The 19,726-nt window shown below is 68.1% G+C and carries 17 protein-coding genes, 1 tRNA gene and 1 pseudogene; 3 read left to right on the forward strand and 16 right to left on the reverse strand.

The window, feature by feature from the left end; translation table 11 throughout:
• Positions 1–263 precede the first annotated feature (263 nt).
• From MJ797_RS06885 to MJ797_RS06955, 15 genes are all read right to left on the reverse strand, one after another.
• On the reverse strand, positions 264–593 hold the full coding sequence (locus MJ797_RS06885) for an AtpZ/AtpI family protein (protein ID WP_239332938.1): 330 nt from the start codon (positions 591–593) through the stop codon (positions 264–266).
• Positions 590–1,030, reverse strand: coding sequence for a hypothetical protein (locus MJ797_RS06890; RefSeq protein WP_239332940.1), 441 nt, complete (start codon positions 1,028–1,030; stop codon positions 590–592). Before MJ797_RS06890 ends, MJ797_RS06885 begins: the two co-directional genes overlap by 4 nt.
• Positions 1,027–2,136 (reverse strand): MraY family glycosyltransferase, encoded by a 1,110-nt coding sequence (locus MJ797_RS06895; protein ID WP_239332942.1) that lies wholly within the window; start codon positions 2,134–2,136, stop codon positions 1,027–1,029. The genes MJ797_RS06890 and MJ797_RS06895 overlap by 4 nt, the downstream gene beginning before the upstream one ends.
• Before the next feature lie 199 nt (positions 2,137–2,335).
• Positions 2,336–3,592 (reverse strand): serine hydroxymethyltransferase, encoded by a 1,257-nt coding sequence (gene glyA, locus MJ797_RS06900; protein ID WP_239332944.1) that lies wholly within the window; start codon positions 3,590–3,592, stop codon positions 2,336–2,338.
• A gap of 185 nt (positions 3,593–3,777) precedes the next feature.
• A complete protein-coding gene (locus MJ797_RS06905) occupies positions 3,778–4,464 on the reverse strand; it encodes an L-threonylcarbamoyladenylate synthase (RefSeq protein WP_239332946.1) in 687 nt (228 codons plus the stop codon).
• A gap of 53 nt (positions 4,465–4,517) precedes the next feature.
• Positions 4,518–5,474, reverse strand: coding sequence for a peptide chain release factor N(5)-glutamine methyltransferase (gene prmC, locus MJ797_RS06910; RefSeq protein WP_239332948.1), 957 nt, complete (start codon positions 5,472–5,474; stop codon positions 4,518–4,520).
• A complete protein-coding gene (gene prfA / locus MJ797_RS06915) occupies positions 5,471–6,541 on the reverse strand; it encodes a peptide chain release factor 1 (RefSeq protein ID WP_239332950.1) in 1,071 nt (356 codons plus the stop codon). The genes prmC and prfA overlap by 4 nt, the downstream gene beginning before the upstream one ends.
• A gap of 248 nt (positions 6,542–6,789) precedes the next feature.
• Positions 6,790–7,029 (reverse strand): 50S ribosomal protein L31, encoded by a 240-nt coding sequence (rpmE, locus tag MJ797_RS06920; protein WP_239332952.1) that lies wholly within the window; start codon positions 7,027–7,029, stop codon positions 6,790–6,792.
• 158 nt (positions 7,030–7,187) lie between these two features.
• Positions 7,188–9,398, reverse strand: a complete 2,211-nt coding sequence (rho, locus tag MJ797_RS06925) for a transcription termination factor Rho (RefSeq protein ID WP_239332954.1) — start codon at positions 9,396–9,398, stop codon at positions 7,188–7,190.
• A 479-nt stretch (positions 9,399–9,877) separates the two neighbouring features.
• Positions 9,878–10,927: a homoserine kinase gene (locus MJ797_RS06930; protein ID WP_239332955.1), complete on the reverse strand. Its 1,050-nt coding sequence runs from the start codon at positions 10,925–10,927 to the stop codon at positions 9,878–9,880.
• Complete coding sequence (thrC, locus tag MJ797_RS06935) at positions 10,924–12,081, reverse strand: threonine synthase (RefSeq protein ID WP_239332956.1); 1,158 nt, start codon at positions 12,079–12,081, stop codon at positions 10,924–10,926. The genes MJ797_RS06930 and thrC overlap by 4 nt, the downstream gene beginning before the upstream one ends.
• On the reverse strand, positions 12,078–13,361 hold the full coding sequence (locus tag MJ797_RS06940) for a homoserine dehydrogenase (RefSeq protein ID WP_239332957.1): 1,284 nt from the start codon (positions 13,359–13,361) through the stop codon (positions 12,078–12,080). The genes thrC and MJ797_RS06940 overlap by 4 nt, the downstream gene beginning before the upstream one ends.
• Positions 13,362–13,399: 38 nt before the next feature.
• Positions 13,400–14,818, reverse strand: a complete 1,419-nt coding sequence (gene lysA / locus MJ797_RS06945; protein WP_374581650.1) for a diaminopimelate decarboxylase — start codon at positions 14,816–14,818, stop codon at positions 13,400–13,402.
• A gap of 85 nt (positions 14,819–14,903) precedes the next feature.
• Entirely contained in the window at positions 14,904–16,082 is a 1,179-nt protein-coding gene (locus MJ797_RS06950; RefSeq protein WP_239332959.1) for a DALR anticodon-binding domain-containing protein, read from the reverse strand.
• A gap of 113 nt (positions 16,083–16,195) precedes the next feature.
• Complete coding sequence (locus MJ797_RS06955) at positions 16,196–16,585, reverse strand: response regulator transcription factor (RefSeq protein ID WP_255738469.1); 390 nt, start codon at positions 16,583–16,585, stop codon at positions 16,196–16,198.
• Positions 16,586–16,658: 73 nt separating this feature from the next.
• Between MJ797_RS06955 and MJ797_RS06960 the strand changes: the two genes are divergently transcribed.
• Positions 16,659–16,730 (forward strand) — tRNA-Arg (locus MJ797_RS06960).
• 119 nt (positions 16,731–16,849) lie between these two features.
• On the opposite strand, the pseudogene MJ797_RS06965 reads toward MJ797_RS06960, so the two are convergent.
• Positions 16,850–17,648, reverse strand: a pseudogene (locus MJ797_RS06965) (replication initiator); the annotation flags it as partial.
• Positions 17,649–18,130: 482 nt separating this feature from the next.
• On the opposite strand from MJ797_RS06965, the gene MJ797_RS06970 reads away from it, so the two are divergent.
• Entirely contained in the window at positions 18,131–18,718 is a 588-nt protein-coding gene (locus MJ797_RS06970) for a helix-turn-helix transcriptional regulator (protein WP_239332961.1), read from the forward strand.
• Complete coding sequence (locus MJ797_RS06975; protein WP_239332962.1) at positions 18,715–19,287, forward strand: DUF6036 family nucleotidyltransferase; 573 nt, start codon at positions 18,715–18,717, stop codon at positions 19,285–19,287. The genes MJ797_RS06970 and MJ797_RS06975 overlap by 4 nt, the downstream gene beginning before the upstream one ends.
• Positions 19,288–19,726 lie beyond the last annotated feature (439 nt).

The raw sequence follows: 19,726 nt of genomic DNA on the forward strand, positions 1-19,726 counted from the left end.
CGCCACACATGACCATCCATCGACACAGCATGATCATGAGCCCGGCAGGACCAACGGGAGACACGACTCACACCAGATGTCCGTGAGTGGACACCCAGCACTGGCGATACTATCCACACCCCGTAGCGACCGGCATCAACTCCAGGCCGGCGAAGGCCTGTTCGCTCCCTTGTTTATCTGAAAGTAACCTACCAGTTCGTTTTTGTCATCTATGTCTCACGCTGAGAATTCGAACGAAGACGTTAAGCGACCATCGGAGCTGCCTAGAAACGCCGCGTAGCGCGATTGATCACGAGATAGAGCGAAGCCGCCATACCCACGAGGACACCGACCGGCAGGAAGACGGTGTCGAGACCGACGAGCCGATCGATCCCGTAGCCCACCAGCCCCCAGAACCCGATTCCAGCCAACAGGGTACCGACCGCCGTCCAGGCCTCGTCAGAGATCAGGCCCGGCCGGTACGGGCGGCGTGGCGGTCCGTCACCGACGGGCCGATCGGGGTCCCCGGCCGGGCGAGAAGTACTATGATCATCTTGCTTTCCGCCACCGGGCTCCTGCCCGCTCTCCTCCGGATTCGGCTCGGCTTTGTTCACGTGTTCAGAGTGTCACGGCCGGAGTCTTCCCGCGCCCGGAAGAGCGTGGGATCGTAAAACGGGACCCGGATATGCGTGGCCACCCACAGCTCAGCCCCGAGCCAGCCGAAAACTCCTCCAAAGATGGCCCAGGCGAAGGCGGTGAGGTCGATGGCGCTCGACCCTTCAAGGTTCACGAGCAGAGCACCAAGAATTACGATCTTCATAAGATAGGTGCCGAGCGCGGCAGGTAGCACCATCGCCCTCGCGCGCCGGGCGACGACACTCACCGCCACCTTGCTCACCGTGAAGAAAAACCCGACCAGGCACAGACCGAGCGCAACAGCGACAATCCCGGCCGCACCCCGGGCGAAACCCGCGGCCACCAGGCCAGGCACGGCAATGATGGCCAGCACGCCCAAACCAATCTTGATCGTCCGCCCAGCAGAAACAATCATGCTCGCCGCACCGATCGCTGGCCACTCAGCAGCAGCGCCAGGAGCCCGATCAGACCGAGGCCGACCACGGAGGCGAGAATGGGCAGCGGCTGCCGCGAGAAGGAGGCGGCCACCCCGCCGAAGCCGAGCAGAGCCGCCCAGAAGTACATGATGAGAACCGCGCGGACATGGGATTTCCCGATTTCCAGCATCCGGTGGTGCAGATGCATCTTGTCCGCGGCGAACGGCGACCGGCCGGCACGGGTCCGGCGGACCACGGCCAGCCCGAGGTCAATGAACGGCACCGCCAGCACGGCCAGTGGAACAGCCAGTGGAATCAGTGACGGCAGAGATCGGGACGGCCCGGCGTATCCGCCATAGGCGACCTGGCCGGTTACCGAGATCATGGAAGCGGCTGAGAGCAGACCGACCAACATCGAGCCGGAGTCTCCCATGAACAGCCTGGCCGGGTTGAAATTGTGCGGCAGGAAGCCGAGGCACACCCCGGCGGTGACGGCGGCCAGTAACGCCGCCGGCGCCGCCCGGGAGAAGTGATTGATCACAGCAACCTCGTAGGCGAAGTAGAACGTGGCTCCCGCGGCAATCGCCGCAACCCCCGCGGCAAGACCGTCCAACCCGTCGATGAAGTTCATGGCGTTGACAAGAACGATCGTGGCGAGAATTGACAGCGGCACGGCTGTCTCCGGTCCGAGACTGACAGTGGTGTCGCTGTCCGGATTGACAGCGAACGACCACTGGACGCCCAGCAGGACCATCACCCCGGCGGCGGCGACCTGACCCGCGAGCTTCGTCAGCGGATCCAGCGGCCACCGGTCGTCCACGACTCCGAGCAGGCAGATCACGATGGCTGCGGCACCCACCGCGTGTGGTTCGGCCCAGTCCCGCGAGACCGAGGACAGGAACGGCAGGTTATCGGCGACCTCCAGACCGGCCACGAGCCCCGCGAGCATGGCGAGCCCACCGAGACGCGGGGTCGGCACCGCATGTACGTCACGGTCACGGACGCCAGCGACGGCGCCGATCCAGATGGCGAAGCCCCGTGCCACCGGCGTGCACAGGAATGTGACCGCTGCCGACACCGCGAATACGAGCAGATACTCCCGCAACAGCCCGCAACCTTCGCTGATCTACCGCGCCGCCACCAGGGCGTATCTGATGGATGTTGGTCGATGTGGGCAATGATCCAGAAAGCGGCCCGCAAGGCGGAGGAGGCCCGGATAGCGGTGTCCTATCCGGACCGACGACAACACAGCGGGACGCTTTCTGGGCATTGATCCGCACGATCGAAGATCCATCAGACACGCCCTAGCGCTGGTAGACAGGATGCCGGCTGACCAGGACAGAGACCGCTCGGGCCACATCGGGGGCGGCGAGCGGGTCACGGACCGCTCGGGCGATCAGAGCCGCGATCTCCTTCATCTCGTCCTCCCGCATGCCCTGGGTGGTAACCGCCGGGGTGCCAACCCGGATACCGGAGGAAACCGCGGGCGGCTGCGGGTCGTACGGGATGGCGTTCTTGTTCAGTGTGATCCGCGCGGCATCACACCGGGCCTCCGCGTCCTTACCCGTCACGCCAAGAGCACGAAGATCGAACAGGGCGAGATGCGTGTCGGTGCCGCCGGCAACCGGCCGCACACCCTCCGCGGCAAGCCCGTCCGCGAGAGTCTGGGCGTTGGCGATGACCTGACGTGCGTAGTCAGCGTAGGCGGGGGTGGCGGCCTCCCGCAACGCCACCGCCTTGGCCGCGACCGCGTGCATGAGCGGGCCGCCCTGGCTGAACGGGAACACCGCCTTGTCGATCCGCTGGGCCAGCTCCTCGCGGCAGAGGATCATCCCGCCCCGCGGCCCACGCAGGACCTTGTGAGTAGTGAAACTGACCACGTCGGCATAGGGCACCGGGCTGGGGATGGCCCCGCCCGCCACCAGACCGATGAAGTGCGCGGCATCGACCACCAGCCATGCCCCGACCTCGTCGGCGACCGAGCGGAAGGCGGCAAAGTCAATCAGCCGGGGATACGCGGTGGCACCACAGATAATCATTTTAGGTCGATGCTGACGCGCGAGGTCGCGAACCTCGTCATAGTCGATCATTTCGGTGTCTTCGCGCACCCCGTAGGCGACGACATCGAACCACTTCCCGCTGAAGTTGACCCGACTACCATGAGTAAGATGACCGCCGTGCGGCAGCGACATCGCCAGCACGGTGTCACCGGGCGCGAGCAGCGCGGCGTACACCGCGAAGTTGGCCTGCGCTCCGGAGTGTGGCTGCACGTTCGCGTGCTCGGCGCCGAAGAGCTTCTTCGCCCGGGCGATGCCGATCTCCTCCGCGCGGTCGACGACCTGGCAGCCACCGTAGTAGCGACGGCCCGGGTAGCCCTCGGCGTATTTGTTCGACAACGTCGACCCGAGGGCCGCCAGCACCGCCGGCGAAGTGAAGTTCTCGCTCGCGATGAGCTGAAGACCCCCACGGAGCCGGTCCAGTTCGGCCAGGACGACGTCCGCGATCTCGTGGTCCTCGGCCTGGAGCTGATCGAAGTCCGGGCCCCAGAACGGGGTGCTCATAAGCTGCCTCTCCTCGTGCGCGCCGCGCGCCTGACCCTGGCCGCGCGATTGCGCCGTCCGCGCGAAGGCTGCCGGGCCGGAAGCGGCCAGACAGGGGAGTGTCCCGATCGCGACGCCCCGTCCTCGGACTGGTCCAACCCCCGCCCCGACAGCTTACGGCGTGGGGCCGCGGCCGGCCGAGGGTGTCATGCGGTCGCGGCGGGTTCCTGCACGGAGGACAGCACCTCGCGCAGCGCCGCCATACCGACCGCGCCCGTCCGCAGCACCCGCGGGATCTCACCGGTACAGTCAACGATCGTCGAGGCGATGCCGGCCGAGCACGGACCGCCGTCGAGGTACACCTCAACGGAATCACCGAGCTGCGCCATGGCGTCATCCACCGTGGTCGCGGGTGGCTGACCGCTGATGTTCGCGCTGGACACGGCCATCGGCCCGGTACGGCCGAGCAGTTCGATCGCGACCGGGTGCAGCGGCATCCGCACCGCCACAGTGCCACGAGCGTCACCGAGATCCCAGCTCAACGACGGCGCGTATGGCACGACCAAGGTCAGCCCACCCGGCCAGAATGCCCGGACCAGGTCCCTGACCGGCTCGGTAACCCGCTCGACAAGCCCGTCCAGGGTGCGCCACGAGCCAACGAGCACCGGTACCGGCATGTCCCGGCCACGGCCTTTGGCCGCGAGCAGCGCGCGGACCGCGACCTGATCGAAAGCGTCCGCACCCACGCCGTACAGGGTGTCAGTGGGCAACACGACGAGCCGGCCGTGGCGCACTGAGCGGACGGCTGCCTCCAGCCCGGCCGCACGCTGTCCGGGGTCCGTGCAGTCATACCGTTCGCCTGCCGACTCCCTTGGCCTCACTGGCTCCCCCATTACCTCAGCGATCCTTCACCACTGTGACAGCACATCACATCAACGATGCGCGTCTAGTGCTCCCGCGACCGGCGCGACGCCGAGACGAACCGGTCCCGCCCCGCCAGGTCGAGATGGTCCTGGACATCCTCCCAGCAGCCGGAGTCACGCAGCAGCGCAGGGGCTGCCGAGCCGTGGCGGTCGGAATGTTCGATCACTAACTTCCCACCGTCCCGCAGCAGGTCGCTCGCCACCCGCGCGACCGCGCGGACCCCCGCCAGACCATCCGGCCCGGCCCACAGGGCAGCGGGTGGATCATGCATGCCGACCTCGGGATCAACCGTGTCCCGTTCGTCGTCCCGCAGGTACGGCGGGTTGCTCACCACGAGATCGACTCGACCTACCAGGTCTGCCAACCGCTGGACAGCCGCCGTAGCCGGCTCGCGACCATCGTTGCGGCCATGCCCAGCCGGGTCGATCCCGACATCGGCACGATGCAGCGTCACCCGGCTGTCGGTACCGACAAAACCATGATCGGTGATGTTACGATCTGCCCACACCAAGGCTTCCGGATCAACTTCGACGGCGTGTACGCACGCGCCGGGCAGTTCCTCCGCGAGCGCGAGGGCGATCGCGCCGGAGCCGGTACAAAGATCCACACAGATCGGTCGCGCCCAGCCAGCCGCTCGAACCACGTCGAGTGCCCAGCCGACCACAACTTCAGTCTCCGGCCGGGGTATGAACACCCCCGGGCCCACCGCCAGGGTGAGATAACGGAACCCGACGCTGCCGACCAGGTGCTGGAGGGGCACCCGCGCGGCCCGACGGGCGACCAGGTCCTGAAACCGGTCCTGATCCGCCAGCGTAATGGCCGTCGTCCGCCGCAGCCGCCACCGGGGCTCGCCGGTGACATACGCGGCGAGCTGTTCAGCGTCCGACCGGGGGCTTGGCACCCCGGCCGCGGCGAGAGCGGTGACCGCGCTGTCCAGCACATGCGCGGCCAGCCCGGCGCTGGGCTCACCGGATGTCATGACCCGGTCCCGGCCGAAAGCCTCGCCGCCAGGTCCGCCGCGACAAGGGCGTCCAGTACCTCGTCAAGCTCACCATCGAGTACCTGATCGAGATTGTGCGCCTTGAAACCGATCCGATGATCGCTGATCCGGTTCTCCGCGAAGTTGTAGGTACGGATCCGCTCGGAGCGGTCCACCGTGCGAACCTGGCTGGCCCGTGCCGCCGATGCCTCCGCCTGCGCCCGCTCGCGGGCCGCCGCGAGGAGCCGTGCGCGCAGGATCCGCAGCGCCGACTCCTTGTTCTGCAACTGGCTTTTCTCGTTCTGGCAGGACACCACCAGACCGCTGGGAAGATGGGTGATACGCACTGCCGAGTCCGTCGTGTTGACGCTCTGCCCACCGGGGCCCGAGGAGCGGTACACGTCGATGCGCAGCTCGTTGGGGTCGATATCGACCTCAACATCCTCAGCTTCGGGCAGTACCAGCACTCCGGCCGCCGAGGTGTGGATGCGACCGGCCGACTCGGTGACCGGAACCCGCTGGACCCGGTGGACACCGCCCTCGAACCGCAGCCGCCCGAACACGCCACCGGTGGTCATCCGGCCAGCCTTCACCGCCACGCTCACGTCCCGGTAGCCGCCGAGATCGCTGGGATTCGCGTCCAGGATCTCGGTACGCCAGCCGCGTCGCTCAGCGTAGCGCAGGTACATCCGCAGCAGGTCGCCAGCGAACAACGCCGACTCCTCACCGCCCGCGCCCGCCTTGATTTCCATGATCGCATCACGGGCGTCGTCGGGATCGGTGGGCACCAGATGGGTGTGCAGCCGGTCCCGCAGCACCGCGTGCGTGGCCTCAAGCTCCGCGACCTCGGCGCGGAACGAGGCATCCTCGGCGGCGAACTCCCGGGCGGTCGCGAGGTCCGCATCGACCCGGTCCAGCTCACGCGCGGTCTCCACGACCGGGGCCAGCTCCGCGTACCTGCGGCCGAGGCTGCGTGCCAGAGTCGGGTCGGCGTGCACAGACGGATCGGCGAGACGGTCCTCCAGCTCGGCGTGCTCGGCAAGCAGACCGTCGAGTGGAGTGGTCATTTCGGGAATCTCCTGGTCTAGAGAGCCAAAGGCGACATGATCATCGTTTCATCGCATCGCCGGAGGCCGCCTGACCCCCCAAAGGACTTCCGGCGCCGACCGCTAAGCGAGCCGATGAAAACATCGATCATGACTCTAACCCGCGCCAGCGGCGGCCCCGTGGGCCGCTGGGACCCGAACCGCTGACAGACGCCACGCAGCGCCCGCGCCACCGTCACACCGGGCACGGGCGCTGCGTGCGCGTTACTTCACTTCGTCCCAGGCCCAGGCTTGTCACCCGGACGACGGCGGCCGAAGCGCCGCTCGAACTTCTCGACCCGACCGCCGACATCCAGGATCTTCTGCTTGCCGGTGTAGAACGGGTGGCACTGTGAGCACACTTCGGCGTTGATCACACCGTCCGACTTGGTGCTACGGGTAGTGAAGGTCGAACCGCAGGTGCAGACAACCGTGGTCTCACGGTACGCCGGATGAATATCAGCCTTCATGATCCTTCTTCCCGAAGTGGCCGCCGGGTCGCCCTGTCGCGGACGCGAGGACGTGAACCGGTGCCGGGTCTCAGCCTTCCAGTCTGCCAGAAGCTTCCGGCCATCCAGGGACAGCACCACCGTACGGGCGCTGCCCAGGCGGTCCGCACAACAGGTTCTCAGTCCTGACCCGGAGTGGCAGTCGCGATCTGCATCAGGAACTCGTAGTTCGTCCGCGTCTTCTTCAACCGCTCCAGCAGAAGGTCAAGCGCCTGCTGCGACTCCAGCGTGTGCAGGACCCGCCGCAGCTTATGCATGATCACAAGTTCGTCCGGCGCAAGCAGGATGTCCTCCTTGCGGGTTCCGGAGGGGTCGACATCGATCGCAGGGAAGATCCTCTTATCGGCGATCTTGCGATCGAGCTTGAGCTCGGCGTTGCCGGTCCCCTTGAACTCCTCGAAGATCACAGTATCCATCGTGGAGCCCGTCTCCACCAGGGCCGTGGCGATGATCGTCAACGACCCGCCGTTCTCGATGTTCCTGGCCGCGCCGAGGAAACGCTTCGGCGGGTAGAGCGCCGTGGAGTCCACACCACCCGACAGGATCCGGCCGGACGCGGGTGCGGCCAGGTTGTAGGCCCGCCCGAGCCGAGTGATCGAGTCGAGCAGCACGACGACGTCCTCACCCAGTTCCACCAGGCGCTTGGCCCGCTCGATGGACAGTTCGGCGACGCTGGTGTGGTCCGACGGCGGCCGGTCGAACGTCGAGGCGATGACCTCGCCCTTGACCGACCGCTGCATGTCGGTCACCTCCTCCGGACGTTCATCGACGAGAACGACCATGAGGTGGCATTCCGGGTTGTTCGTGGTGATCGCGTTCGCGATGGCCTGCAGCACCATCGTCTTACCCGCCTTGGGCGGGCTGACAATCAGCGCGCGCTGCCCCTTACCGAGCGGCATCACCAGGTCGATCACCCGGGTGGTCAGCAGTTGCGGCTCGGTCTCCAACCGCAGCCGCTCCTGCGGGTAGAGCGGGGTGAGCTTGGTGAACTCGGGACGGTTTCGCGCCTCGTCGGGCTCCAGCCCGTTCACCGTGTCAAGCCGGACCAATGCGTTGTACTTGTCCCGCCGCTGCTCGCCCTCCTGCGGCGCCCGGACGACGCCGGTGATCGCGTCACCGCGGCGCAGGCCATGGCGACGGACCTGGGCCAAGCTCACATAGACGTCGGTCGGGCCCGTCAGGTACCCGCTCGTGCGCACAAACGCGTAGTTGTCGAGAACGTCAAGAATACCCGCGACCGGGACCAGAACGTCGTCCTCACGGACAATCGGCTCCGACTCGCTGAAACCGCCACCCTGGCGGCCACGGTTACGACCCCGCTCCCGGAACCGGCCGCGGTTACGCCGATTCCCGCCACCGAATTCGTCGTCACGATCAGCCTGGCCGCGATCGGCCTGGCTGCGATCGGCCTGGCCACGGTCAGCCTGGCCACGATCGGCCTGGCCACGATCGGCCTGGCCACGATCGGCCGAGCCCCGTCCCTGCCGGTCACCCTGCTGGCGCCCCTGGCGCTCAGCGGCGGCGGGACGGTCAGCCGAGGCACGCTCCCCGTCGACCTGCTGACGCTCACGCCTGTCGTCTCGGCCACGCCCGCTGCCGTTCTCCGACACGCGAGGAACACTGGCCGGCTCGGCCACCGACGTGACGGGCACGCCGGCCACCGACGGTTCCGCTGGAGTGATGGACGGCGCTGTGGCTGGGGTGGTGACCACCGGCGGCGCGGCAGCCGGCGCGGCTTCTTCCGTGCTGGCGGCCCGCACATTCTCGGACCCGCTCTCCGGACCGGGCGTGCTCGCCCCGCCACGGGTCTCCCGCGAGCCAGACAGCGCGTCGGTCAGTGTCGTCTGCTCACCACCGGCTGTGGACGGGCTTCCCGACGCCCGGGAAGCCCCACGGCGGGTCCGGACACGCATAGTGCCCTCAGCCGGGGCCGCTGCCTCGGCTGAGGGCGCGGGTGAGGAGACCGGAGGATTGACAGCGTCCCCTGCCTTTGCGGACGGAGCTGAGGTACTCCGGGCCGGCTGCGGGGCCGGTTGCGCCTCACTGGCGGCCGCGGCCGGCCGGGCGGCGGTGGCAGCCGCGCCTCCGGCGGCGCCGGCGGGAGTCTGAACGTTCTGGATGGCCGCGATGAGCTGCCCCTTTCGCAGGCGTCCCACGCCCTGAATACCCAACGAACTTGCCATGGCCTGCAGCTCCGGCAGGAGCATGGCTGAAAGGCCGGTGCCTGACCGCCGGCGTCGCGGAGAACCAGCGTCCACGGACGACGTCGGTGTCTGGGGCTCCGCGGACTCACGTGCGCTGTCAGGCAGCACGTCGGTGGTGTCGCTCAAGATGTTCCTTCCCTGAAGGGACCGGCTCAAGGGAGCCGGGTGACGCTTGTTGACCTTCTTCGCCTGGGCATCCCATGTGGAAACGATGTTCAGCGCCAGGTAGGCAAGCAGAGCGCCCGTGGACGGCGCTAACGGCTGAGCGCCGCGTGCGAACTCGTCAATCCCGCTGAGGACTTGTCGGTGCTGGCCGAGGCTTCGATGACGAGGCTGAGGCACCAAGTTCCGGCACCATGATCCGGCTACGATGAACCGGTAGCACCGGCGGGCGAGCACGCGCCGCGGCGGCAGCGAGTGCAGTCATCAGACTATCCAGACGGAGTCATCTGGGCAACAACCTTCGAGGGGCATTGCTTCGGAGTCCTCCGTTTCCAACCCGAGCCGCGACCATTTCGGCTGGATGTCACCCTCAACGAGGATCTGGCCCGCGGCGAGGATGGGGGTTTCGGACACCGGGCCGGGTTGAACTCGAACCGACGGCGTCAGCCCACGACGGACTCGACTCGTGCTCCGTTCCTGTCCACAGGCAGATTGAACACGGTGAAGCCGTCCCCGCCACATGCGCGGGCAGCCTCGGCCTGCTCCGCCCCCACGGCCAGCGCCAGCACCGTCGGTCCAGAACCCGACAGCACGGCCGCCAGGCCCGCCGCTCGCAGTCGCCCGAGCAGATCGCGGGTCTCAGGCATGGACGGCAGGCGGTAAGGCTGGTGCAACCGGTCGTCGGTAGCCGCCACCAACGCGTCCAGCCAGGACGCCGTACCCAACCGGCTGGCGCCGGGCCGACCGCCAGGAAGACGGCTCTCGCCAGGCCGGCCCGCCCACTCCTGACCGCTGCCAGCCTGGATCCCCAACGTCTGTGAAGGCAACGTCTCCGGAGACAGGGTTCCTGACATCGCCACTGCTAACAAAGCCGCACGCCCCGCATTAGCCGCAGCGTCGGCATGCGGCACGTTAGCCGGCAATACCGCCCGCGCCACAGATGTCAACTGGCGGTGGGCGGGAATGAAGACTACGGGCCGTAGATCATCTGGCGGATCGATTCGAACTGCCTGCGGGCGACCGCCATTATCGTACCAAGCCACGGTGAATCCACCGTAGAGGACAGGGGCGATGTTGTCCGGATGACCCTCGATCTGACAGGCGAGCGCGAAGACGTCCGCGGTGCTCAGGTGGCCCCCGCCCAACGCGCTCGCGGCAAGGAGGCCCGCCACGATGGCCGCGGCCGACGAACCGAGTCCACGGCCATGCGGGATGCGGTTGATACAGGTCAGGCTCAGCCCGGTCGGCCCGAGGCCGAGCGAGTCAAGCCCAGCCCGCAACGCGCGCACGACCAAGTGGCTCTCGTCTCTGGTGCCATCGTCCTCGCCGGTCACCTCAATCGACAGGCCCGACTCCGTCACGACGACCGTCAGATCGTCGTAAAGGCCCAGCGCAAGCCCACAGGCGTCAAAACCCGGACCAAGGTTCGCGCTGGTCGCTGGCACCCGCACGCTGACTGTGGCCGGCACCGGAGCCCGGGGCGCACAGCTCATGACCGCCGCAGATCAAGAGCCACGGCCGCGGCGGCAGCCGTCGCCGGTATGGTCACCGGCTTGGCCGCTCCGCTGATCGCCCAGTCCGGGTCCTTGAGCCCGTTGCCGGTCACCGTGCACACAACTCGTTCGCCGGCCTGGATGAGGCCGGCGGCACGCGCCTGGAGAAGCCCCGCCACGCTCGCCGCGCTGGACGGTTCGACGAAGACGCCTTCCTTGCGTGCGAGCAGCCGGTAGGCCGAGAGGATCTGACGGTCGTCGACCGCGTCGATGGCGCCACCCGAGGCATCCCGCGCATCCAGCGCGAAAGCCCATGACGCGGGGTTGCCGATCCGGATCGCGGTAGCGATCGTCTGCGGTGCGGTGACCACACTGCCACGCACGATGGGCGCGGCGCCGGCCGCCTGGAAACCATGCATGCGGGGCCGGCCGGAACCGTGGAGTGTGTCGTCCTCGACATAGCCGCGCCAGTAAGCGGTGATGTTCCCCGCGTTCCCGACCGGCAGGCAGTGGGCATCGGGCGCCGCGCCCAGATCCTCGACGATCTCGAAGGCAGCGGTCTTCTGCCCTTCCAGGCGGAAGGGGTTGACCGAATTGACGAGGGTGACCGGAAAGGTTTCGGCAAGGTCCCTGGCGACCCGCAGGCAGTCGTCGAAGGAGCCGTCGAGCTGTAGGAGCCGTGCCCCATGCACCAGCGCCTGCGCCAGCTTCCCTAACGCGATCTTTCCGCTGGGTACGAGCACGGCGCAGGTCAGCCCGGCACGAGCCGCGTACGCGGCGGCGCTCGCGCTGGTGTTACCGGTCGACGCGCAGATCACCGCCTGCGAGCCCGCCTCGACCGCGCGGCTGATCGCCATGGTCATCCCACGGTCCTTGAACGAGCCGGTCGGGTTGGAACCCTCGACCTTGAGATGGACATCACACCCGGTCACCGCGGAGAGATGCTCCGCCGGCAGCAGCGGGGTTCCGCCTTCCCGGAGGGTCACCACCGGGGTGTCCGAGGAGACTGGCAGGCGGTCCCGATACTCCTCGATCACGCCGCGCCACACCCGCCGGCTGCGGTCGACCGAGCCCGGAGCTCCTCCAGCCGCGGCCGCGACCGCGGGCGCGCCCGTCGTCCGCGGCTGCGATGCCGCCACTGGCGATGTCGTCACAGCTCACCTCCTTCTACCCGCATCACACCCGTGACCGCCCGGACGACGTCCAGCTCCCGCAGCTCCTCGACTGTCGCGGACAGTGCCGCGTCACTGGCGCTGTGCGTGATCAGAACAAGACTCGCGTCGTCGCCATGGCCGTCTTGGCGGACACTCTGTATGGAAACGTCCCGATGGGCGAATGCGGCGGCGACCGAGGCGAGCACTCCGGTCTTGTCCGTCACATCCAGATTGATGTGGTAGCGGGTCACGGTGGCGCCTATTGGCAGCACAGGCAGCTCGGCGTAGGCCGACTCGCCCGGGCCCCGGCGACCGGCCAACCGGTTGCGCGCCACCGCCACCAGATCACCCAACACCGCGGAGGCGGTCGGTGAACCGCCCGCCCCGCGACCGTAGAACATCAGTTGCCCAGCCGCATCCGCCTCGACGAACACGGCGTTGAACGCCTCCCGGACCCCGGCGAGCGGATGGGAACGGGGAATCATCGCCGGATGCACCCGCACACTCACGCCCGGCGTCTCCGGTGACCGTTCGGCAATGGCCAGCGCCTTGACCGTGCACCCCATCGCCCGGGCGCTGGCGATGTCCGCGGCGGTGACGCCGCCGATGCCCTCCCGATAGACGTCGGCCAGCGTGACCCGGGTATGAAAGGCGAGCTGCGCGAGGATCGAGGCCTTGGCTGCGGCGTCGAATCCGTCGATGTCCGCGCTCGGGTCGGCCTCCGCATATCCGAGTGTGGTCGCCTCGTCGAGCGCCTCGGCAAACCCGGCACCGGTTTCGTCCATCCGGGTGAGGATGAAGTTGGTGGTGCCGTTGACGATGCCGAGCACCCGTCGGACGCGATCACCGGCGAGGCTCTCCCGCAGCGGGCGCAGCAGCGGGATCGCACCGGCGACCGCGGCCTCGTAGTAGAGGTCCACGCCGTGTTCGGCCGCCGCGCCGTACAGCGCGGCACCGTGGGTGGCCAGCAGCGCCTTGTTCGCGGTCACCACCGATTTCCCCGCGCTGAGCGCCGCGTGCAGCCAGGTGCGGGCCGGCTCGATGCCGCCCACCACCTCGACGACGATGTCGATGTCCTCCCGGGTCGCGAGCCCTTCCGCATCCGTGGTGAAGATCCTTGGATCGACCGGCAGGTCGCGGACCACCGACAGGCGGCGGACCGCGATGCCAGCGAGGTCCAGGGGCGCGCCCACCCGAGCGGCGAGGTCCTCGGCGTGGGTGTGCAGGAGCCGGACGACCTCACCCCCGACCACACCGCACCCGAGCAGGGCAATCCTCATCCCGCGTTCCTCACCATGTGGTTCTCGTCATGGATTCCTCATCGTGCGTTCGCCCCGCCGTCACCCGGACGCGCGCCGGTCCAGACAGCCACGCCGAGGCCGGCCCGGGCATCCCCGCGTTCGGCCCCGTCGATCTCGGGCTCGGGGATGCCCGCTTCGTCGATGTCAAGACGCAGCATGTCCATCTCGGTCTCCCTGCGAACAATCATGCGAGCCCGGCCAGCGCCGACCGCGACAACAGGTGGCCGCGGAACATGGTTGTAGTTGCTTGCCATGGACCGGTGGTACGCCCCGCTCGCCGGCACAGCGACAAGATCGCCAGGCCGGATGTCGGCAGGCAGCGCCACGTCGTGGGCGATGACGTCGCCGGACTCGCAGTGCTTGCCCACCAGCGTGACCACGCGGGGTACAGCCATGCTGCGCCGAGAGACAAGGCGGGCCGTGTAGCGTGCATCATACAGCGCGGTACGGATGTTGTCGCTCATCCCGCCGTCGACGCTGACGTAGGTACGCAGCCCCGGCAGTTCCTTGACCGTCCCGACCTCGTACAGCGTGATCGCGGTCGGGCCGCTGATGGCCCGGCCCGGTTCGACCGCCAGCCGCGGGACGGCGAGTCCGGCCGCGGCGCACTCCTTGCCGACGATCGCGCGGAGCCGGTCCGCGACCTCCGCGACCTCCAGTGGCGCGTCCTCGCCGGTGTAGGCGATCCCCAGGCCACCACCGAGATCGAGCTCAGGCAGTTCGACCCCGTGGGCATCGCGAACGGCGGCAAGCAGCCCCACCATTCGATGGGCGGCCAGCCCGAAACCGGCGGTGTCGAAAATCTGCGAGCCGATGTGCGCGTGGGTCCCGACGAGCTCAAGGTGCTCGGGCGCGGCCAGCACCTGACTGATCGCCTCGGCCGCGGCACCGCTGGCCAGGGAGAAGCCGAACTTCTGGTCCTCCTGCCCGGTGGCCACGTAGTGGTGGGTGTGAGCCTCCACTCCGGGTGTGACCCGGACGAACACCCGCTGGCGCACACCGGCCCGCGCGGCCACCGCCGCCAGCCGGGAGATCTCCACGAACGAGTCGACGACGATCCGCCCTACGCCGTAGGCGACCGCCCGCCGCAGCTCAGCGGTGGACTTGTTGTTGCCGTGGAAGAGCAGCCGCTCGGGCGGAAAGCCCACCGCCTCCGCGATGCCCAGCTCACCACCTGTGCAGACGTCCAGCGAGAGCCCTTCGGCGACCACCCATCGGGCGATGGCACGCGACAGCAACGCCTTGCCCGCGTAGTAGACGTCCCCGTCGGCGAAAGCGGAGCGCCACGCCCGGCAACGCGCCCGGAAGTCCTCCGTGTCCAGGATGTAGGCGGGCGTGGCGAACTCGGCGGCGAGCACGTCAACCCGCAGCCCGCCGACCCGCAGCACACCGTCCGTGTCCAGAACGGCGGACGCCGGCCACAGCCCTTCCTCCAGCTGCGTCTGATTCTGGGCGAGATAGATCACATCACGCACAAACAGTCACATCCTCATCACGCGTATCCGCGTCACGCACGAACAGTCACATCCTTGTCAGGGCCGGCACTCCCAGCAGCCGCAGGCCACTCGCAAGCACGGTCCTGGTCGCCTCAGCCAGGAGCAGCCGCGCTCCGCCCAGCGCACCCGCCTGCTCGTCCCCCTGCGGCAGTACCCGGCAGACGCCGTAAAAACGGCGGTACGTGCCGGCGAGTTCCTCGAGGTAACGCGCCACCCGGTACGGCGCCCGGCGGTCGGCCGCGGTCCGCACGACCCTCGGCAGCTCACCCAACGCCCGCAGCAGGTCGCCCTCGCGCGGATGGGTCAGCAACAGCACATCGGCGCCCTCCGTATCCAGGGACAGCCCCAGCTCTCCGGCATTGCGCAGCAGCGCGCGGATCCGGGCATGGGCGTGCTGGACACAGAAAAACGGGTTGTCATCCGTCTGGCTGGCGATGACATCCAGATCGAGAACGAGGGCGCTGTCCAGCGGGACACGGACGAGCCAGTAACGGGCGGCGTCGACGCCGACGGCATCCACCAGATCATCGATCAGAGGCGGCCCCCCGGCCCATGCCGACGTCCGCACCGGCTCACCGCCGCGGGTCAACGTCACCCGCTGCCTGATGAGTGTGCGGTCACGGTCGCCGACGCCAGGGCGCCCCGGCTGGGCCTCGCCCGCCGCCGCGGTGACCGCACCGATCCCGGCGGGACAGCCGCCCTGACCGCCGGCCGCGTCGAGCAGCCGGACCGATGCGTCCGCCACGGCTGCCCGACGCGCGGCGGCAAGGGTGACCGGGCCGGCCGGGTGTGCGTACCAGGTCTCGGCGTCCACCCGGATGGCGCAGGCCTCGGGCGGACCGCGCCAGCCCTTCGCGGCCGGGCCGCATCCGTAGCTGCCGCCCGCGCGCACGACCGTACGTGCGATCTCGCCGAGAGCCCCGCCAGCCAGCCGGATGTTGAGGAAACCGGGACCGGCCACCGCCACCGCGGCCACCGCCTGATCCTGGCGCAACCGGCCCGCGACCGCCTCGGCGACCTCGCGCGGTGATCGCCCGGCCGAGCGGGCGAGGCGCAGCGCGATCGGCGTGGCATAGTCACCATGATCAAAAAATCTGAGGCGCTCGACCGGCACCACCGTGGGGATCGCTACATCAAGTTCGCCGTCCGCGACCAGCTGCCCGACGATGGCCCGCAGAACTTCCGCGAGGCCGTCGGGAGTCATGGCGTGATGTTATCGGCGGTGGGCTGCGGTACCGGCACGGGACAGCGGAACCGATCGCCACCGGTCATCACGCTGTCGACGGCAGGCAGCCCGCGCCCCAGCGGCCCGCCTGTTCAGACGGTCTGGCCGTGGCCGGCCAGCCGGCGCACAACCCCGATCAGCTCGTCCGGGTCGAACGGCTTCGTGAGGTAGTAGTCGACGCCAAGACGCTTCCCGCGCCTGAGATCGGCGGCCTGGGCACGGGCGGACAGCAGGATCACCCGGATGTCCGCCGTCTCGGGGTCGTCGCGCAGCCGAGCGGTCACGTCCCAGCCGTCCAGGTGAGGCATCATGACATCCAATGTGATCACCTGTGGCGCGATGTCCCGCACCCGCTCGAGGCAGTCCAGCCCGTCGATCGCGGTGTGCACCTCGAAGCCCTCCAGCTCAAGGTTGACCACCACGAGCTGACGGATCACCGCGTCATCATCGACAACGAGGACACGTGGGGGGGCGCAATACACATCGGGAGCTTACGGCGACCCGTCGACGCGACCACCGTCGCGGTCCTGGTACGGTATAGCCGCCTGCCCTGAAGCCCCCGTAGCTCAGGGGATAGAGCACCGCCCTCCGGAGGCGGGTGCGCAGGTTCGAATCCTGCCGGGGGCACCCAGGTATGTCCTGGTCATGGGGCTAATCGTAGCCGCTGCGGTCCGCCCATTCCAGATCTTGACCACGGTTTACCCGCACGGGTGGGTACATGTCGGATGTGTCGGGCGGCTGGCCAGTCAGGCCGCCGGGACGATCGCTGGTGATGATGGTCCGACATCGGGAGGAGCGTTCGCCGCCGTCTGGAGTTCGGCCCGCCACCGGATCCGGTCCGCTATCCCCCGCATGATCAGGTATTCGCGGCGCGGGACGCCGGGATCACCGGGATGGGCGGGCAGCCAGATCAACCGGGACGGGTCAGGCATGGTCCGGCCGAGCACGGCGAGCTGAGCCGCGATCCACTCTCGCCGGTCGACACGGTGGTCGCTGAGCGACTTTCCCGACCACCGACGAGAGACAAACCCGGCGCCCTCCGAACCCGAGTGTGGCTTGCCTGTGGGCCTTGCCCTTGCAGTAGCCTGGCGTCAGTCCGGGCCGGGGGTTGCGTGGTTGGATGCCGTAGCGTAGCCAGTTCGCGCAGGTCGGCGCCCACGGCTCGAACCGCAGCGCCTCAGCGAGTCGATCGACGTGGCGACGCTGGGCGTCGGTGCTCACCTCGTGGCAGACGTCCAGCGCCTTTGTCAGGTACTTGGTGAGATAACCGATCATTCGGCCAACCTGCGCCGAGTTCGCCGTCACGCCGTCGGCGCGCAGCTGAGGCCCGAAACGGACGACGTGCGACGGCGGGTCATCGTCCCCGATTGCATCCAACGCCTCATCCCACGTCGGCAGCGGTTCGGCCGTGGCCGGATCGACATAGCCGCCCTGGCGCTCGTCCCGCTCGGGCAACCGGCCAGCGATCGTATACATCGGCTGGTCGCAGGCTGGCCACCACACCTGGTGATATGTTGCCGCCGCCACCTGACGCAGCACCGCCCGGTGGTCGTGTGCTTGCCCGACTACAGCTCGCGCTCACCCCCCCAGGACCAGCACGGCCCCAGGCTCTCGTCGAGCAGGCAGACCCGACCTTTGATCGGATTCCTCACGTTCCGTCACAGGCAGCCAGACAGGCACCGTACTGCATGTGTACTACAACGGGGGCGGACGTCCATGGACGCCGGTGCACGTTCCCGAAGCCATGACCTGCCCTGATGGATATCGGTGGACATCCATGGACGTATCGCTGAGGACTACGGGTCAAGAGGTTGGGGGTTCGAGTCCCTCCAAGCGCGCCGCATCTCCGCAAGCCAGAGCCCCGCAACCGATCACAGCTACGGGACTCTAGATCATTTTTACCTCTGGATCCCGCCTTATGGGCCTGACAGCCAAACTGACAGCCGAGCCGGCAGACGTCCACTCTCGGCTTGACAGACGTCCACCCTGGTTGCCTGATGAGATAATTCGGAGCAGGGAGGTGCCACGTGAAGCTCGATCGGGACACGCGCAAGGTCACGGCCTGGCTGGACCGTGCCCTTGCCGACAGCGGCCTGACCCAGGCCGAGTTCGCCGCCGCGCTCGGGACCTCGCCTTCCCGGTTCTCCACCTACCGCTCCGGCAGGACGAAGCCGACCGCCGCGTTCTGTTTCCGCGCACAGCGCATAGCCCAGGGCCTCGCCGCCACACGTCGTGCGCGGGTAATGTCCGCCCCGGTCACCGCTAAGATCATCCGCGACACCGACGACGAGGACTGGGCATGGCGGATGCTTCTTCAGGGCCGCGACCACCTGCGCATGCTCCTCGAGGATGGTGATGACACGGTCTGCGCATGGGAGGCGGCCCCGCCGTCGACGGGGAGCGCCGGTTTCGACACCCTGCTGGCCGTTTTGACACGCCGCGAGTTCGACCAGGTCGGTGTCGAACCACCCGCGTGGTGCGAGCCCAGGTGCCTGCCCGAGCCGTGGATTCCCGATCATCCGTTTCTCACTCGCGAACAGGTCATCGCCAAAACCCCGGAGTTCCTGAAGGAACTCAACGTCTTCGTCCCCGCCCGCGACCTGGTCACCGCGTGACCGAAGGCTACGAGTTCACGGCAGACGAGATAACCGCTCTGCTCGCCAAGCTCGACGAGCGCCTCCGCTCGCGAGGCGCGTCTGCATCGGTCTTCATCGTAGGTGGTGCCGCTATCGCCGTCGGCTCGAGCAAGTACCTGCGACAGACAGAGGACATCGACGCGATCACCCGCGATGAAATCGTCATGGACGAGGCTCGCGCGCTGGCTGCCGAGATCGGCCTTCCGCGGAACTGGCTCAACACCCGCGCGAGCATGTGGATGCCACCAGTGCCCGAAGACGCGCCGGCGCCGGTAGCCGGGCCAGGGCTTCGCGTCACATACGCCTCGGACGAGTTCCTCCTCGCCACGAAACTGGTCGCTCAGCGTCGCAAGGACTCGCGAGACATCCTGGAGCTCGCCGCGCGTACAGGAATGACCCATGCGACGGCGGAGGATTTCGAGAGGTTGATCTACCGTTACTACACAGATCCGGGCATCTTCGAGTTCATCATCGACGGGACGGACGTCCAGACCGAGGTCCGGTTGCTGGCCGAACGCGCGGTCCAGCTCCTTGCGCACGCCCAGTAGGCCAACAGCCAGCCGGTGACGGCACGGCGGTCGCGGATTGGGTAGGTCTTGTGAGTCTCACCGATCGTGCGGGGTCTACCCTCCCGCCCCTCGTTACCTGTTTTCTAGCGACAGCGAACGCTGACGGCAGCGTGAGCGGACAGGCGCGAACACCCGGGTCAGGTGAGTGTCTGTGGGGAATATGTGGAGACGTTGTACACGGTCGTGGTCCCATGGGGGCGAACGTTCAGGTGAACGGCATGATCCCCGGATAGCCAAGATGTCTTGAAAACCGCTTCACGACGGCACGGCATCCGCACCACGGTCCAACGGTGTACCCGAGCCGGCGGACGTCGGTGGACAGGCACGGAGGCTGGCGAACGCGCACCACAGGTCACCGGACGTCCACGTACGTCGGCGAACGGTCTGCCTTGCTCTCTTAAGAGCGCCCGAGGATAGG

The organism is Protofrankia sp. CiP3 (assembly GCF_917627345.1).
GTDB lineage: Bacteria > Actinomycetota > Actinomycetes > Frankiales > Frankiaceae > Protofrankia.

Bases quoted from the DNA above. Each gene is read 5' to 3' on its own strand.
- MJ797_RS06890 (WP_239332940.1), bottom strand. From the start codon at position 1,030: ATGATTGTTTCTGCTGGGCGGACGATCAAGATTGGTTTGGGCGTGCTG.
- glyA (WP_239332944.1), bottom strand. From the start codon at position 3,592: ATGAGCACCCCGTTCTGGGGCCCGGACTTCGATCAGCTCCAGGCCGAG.
- MJ797_RS06905 (WP_239332946.1), bottom strand. From the start codon at position 4,464: ATGGGGGAGCCAGTGAGGCCAAGGGAGTCGGCAGGCGAACGGTATGAC.
- prmC (WP_239332948.1), bottom strand. From the start codon at position 5,474: ATGACATCCGGTGAGCCCAGCGCCGGGCTGGCCGCGCATGTGCTGGAC.
- prfA (WP_239332950.1), bottom strand. From the start codon at position 6,541: ATGACCACTCCACTCGACGGTCTGCTTGCCGAGCACGCCGAGCTGGAG.
- rpmE (WP_239332952.1), bottom strand. From the start codon at position 7,029: ATGAAGGCTGATATTCATCCGGCGTACCGTGAGACCACGGTTGTCTGC.
- MJ797_RS06930 (WP_239332955.1), bottom strand. From the start codon at position 10,927: ATGAGCTGTGCGCCCCGGGCTCCGGTGCCGGCCACAGTCAGCGTGCGG.
- MJ797_RS06940 (WP_239332957.1), bottom strand. From the start codon at position 13,361: ATGAGGATTGCCCTGCTCGGGTGCGGTGTGGTCGGGGGTGAGGTCGTC.
- MJ797_RS06950 (WP_239332959.1), bottom strand. From the start codon at position 16,082: ATGACTCCCGACGGCCTCGCGGAAGTTCTGCGGGCCATCGTCGGGCAG.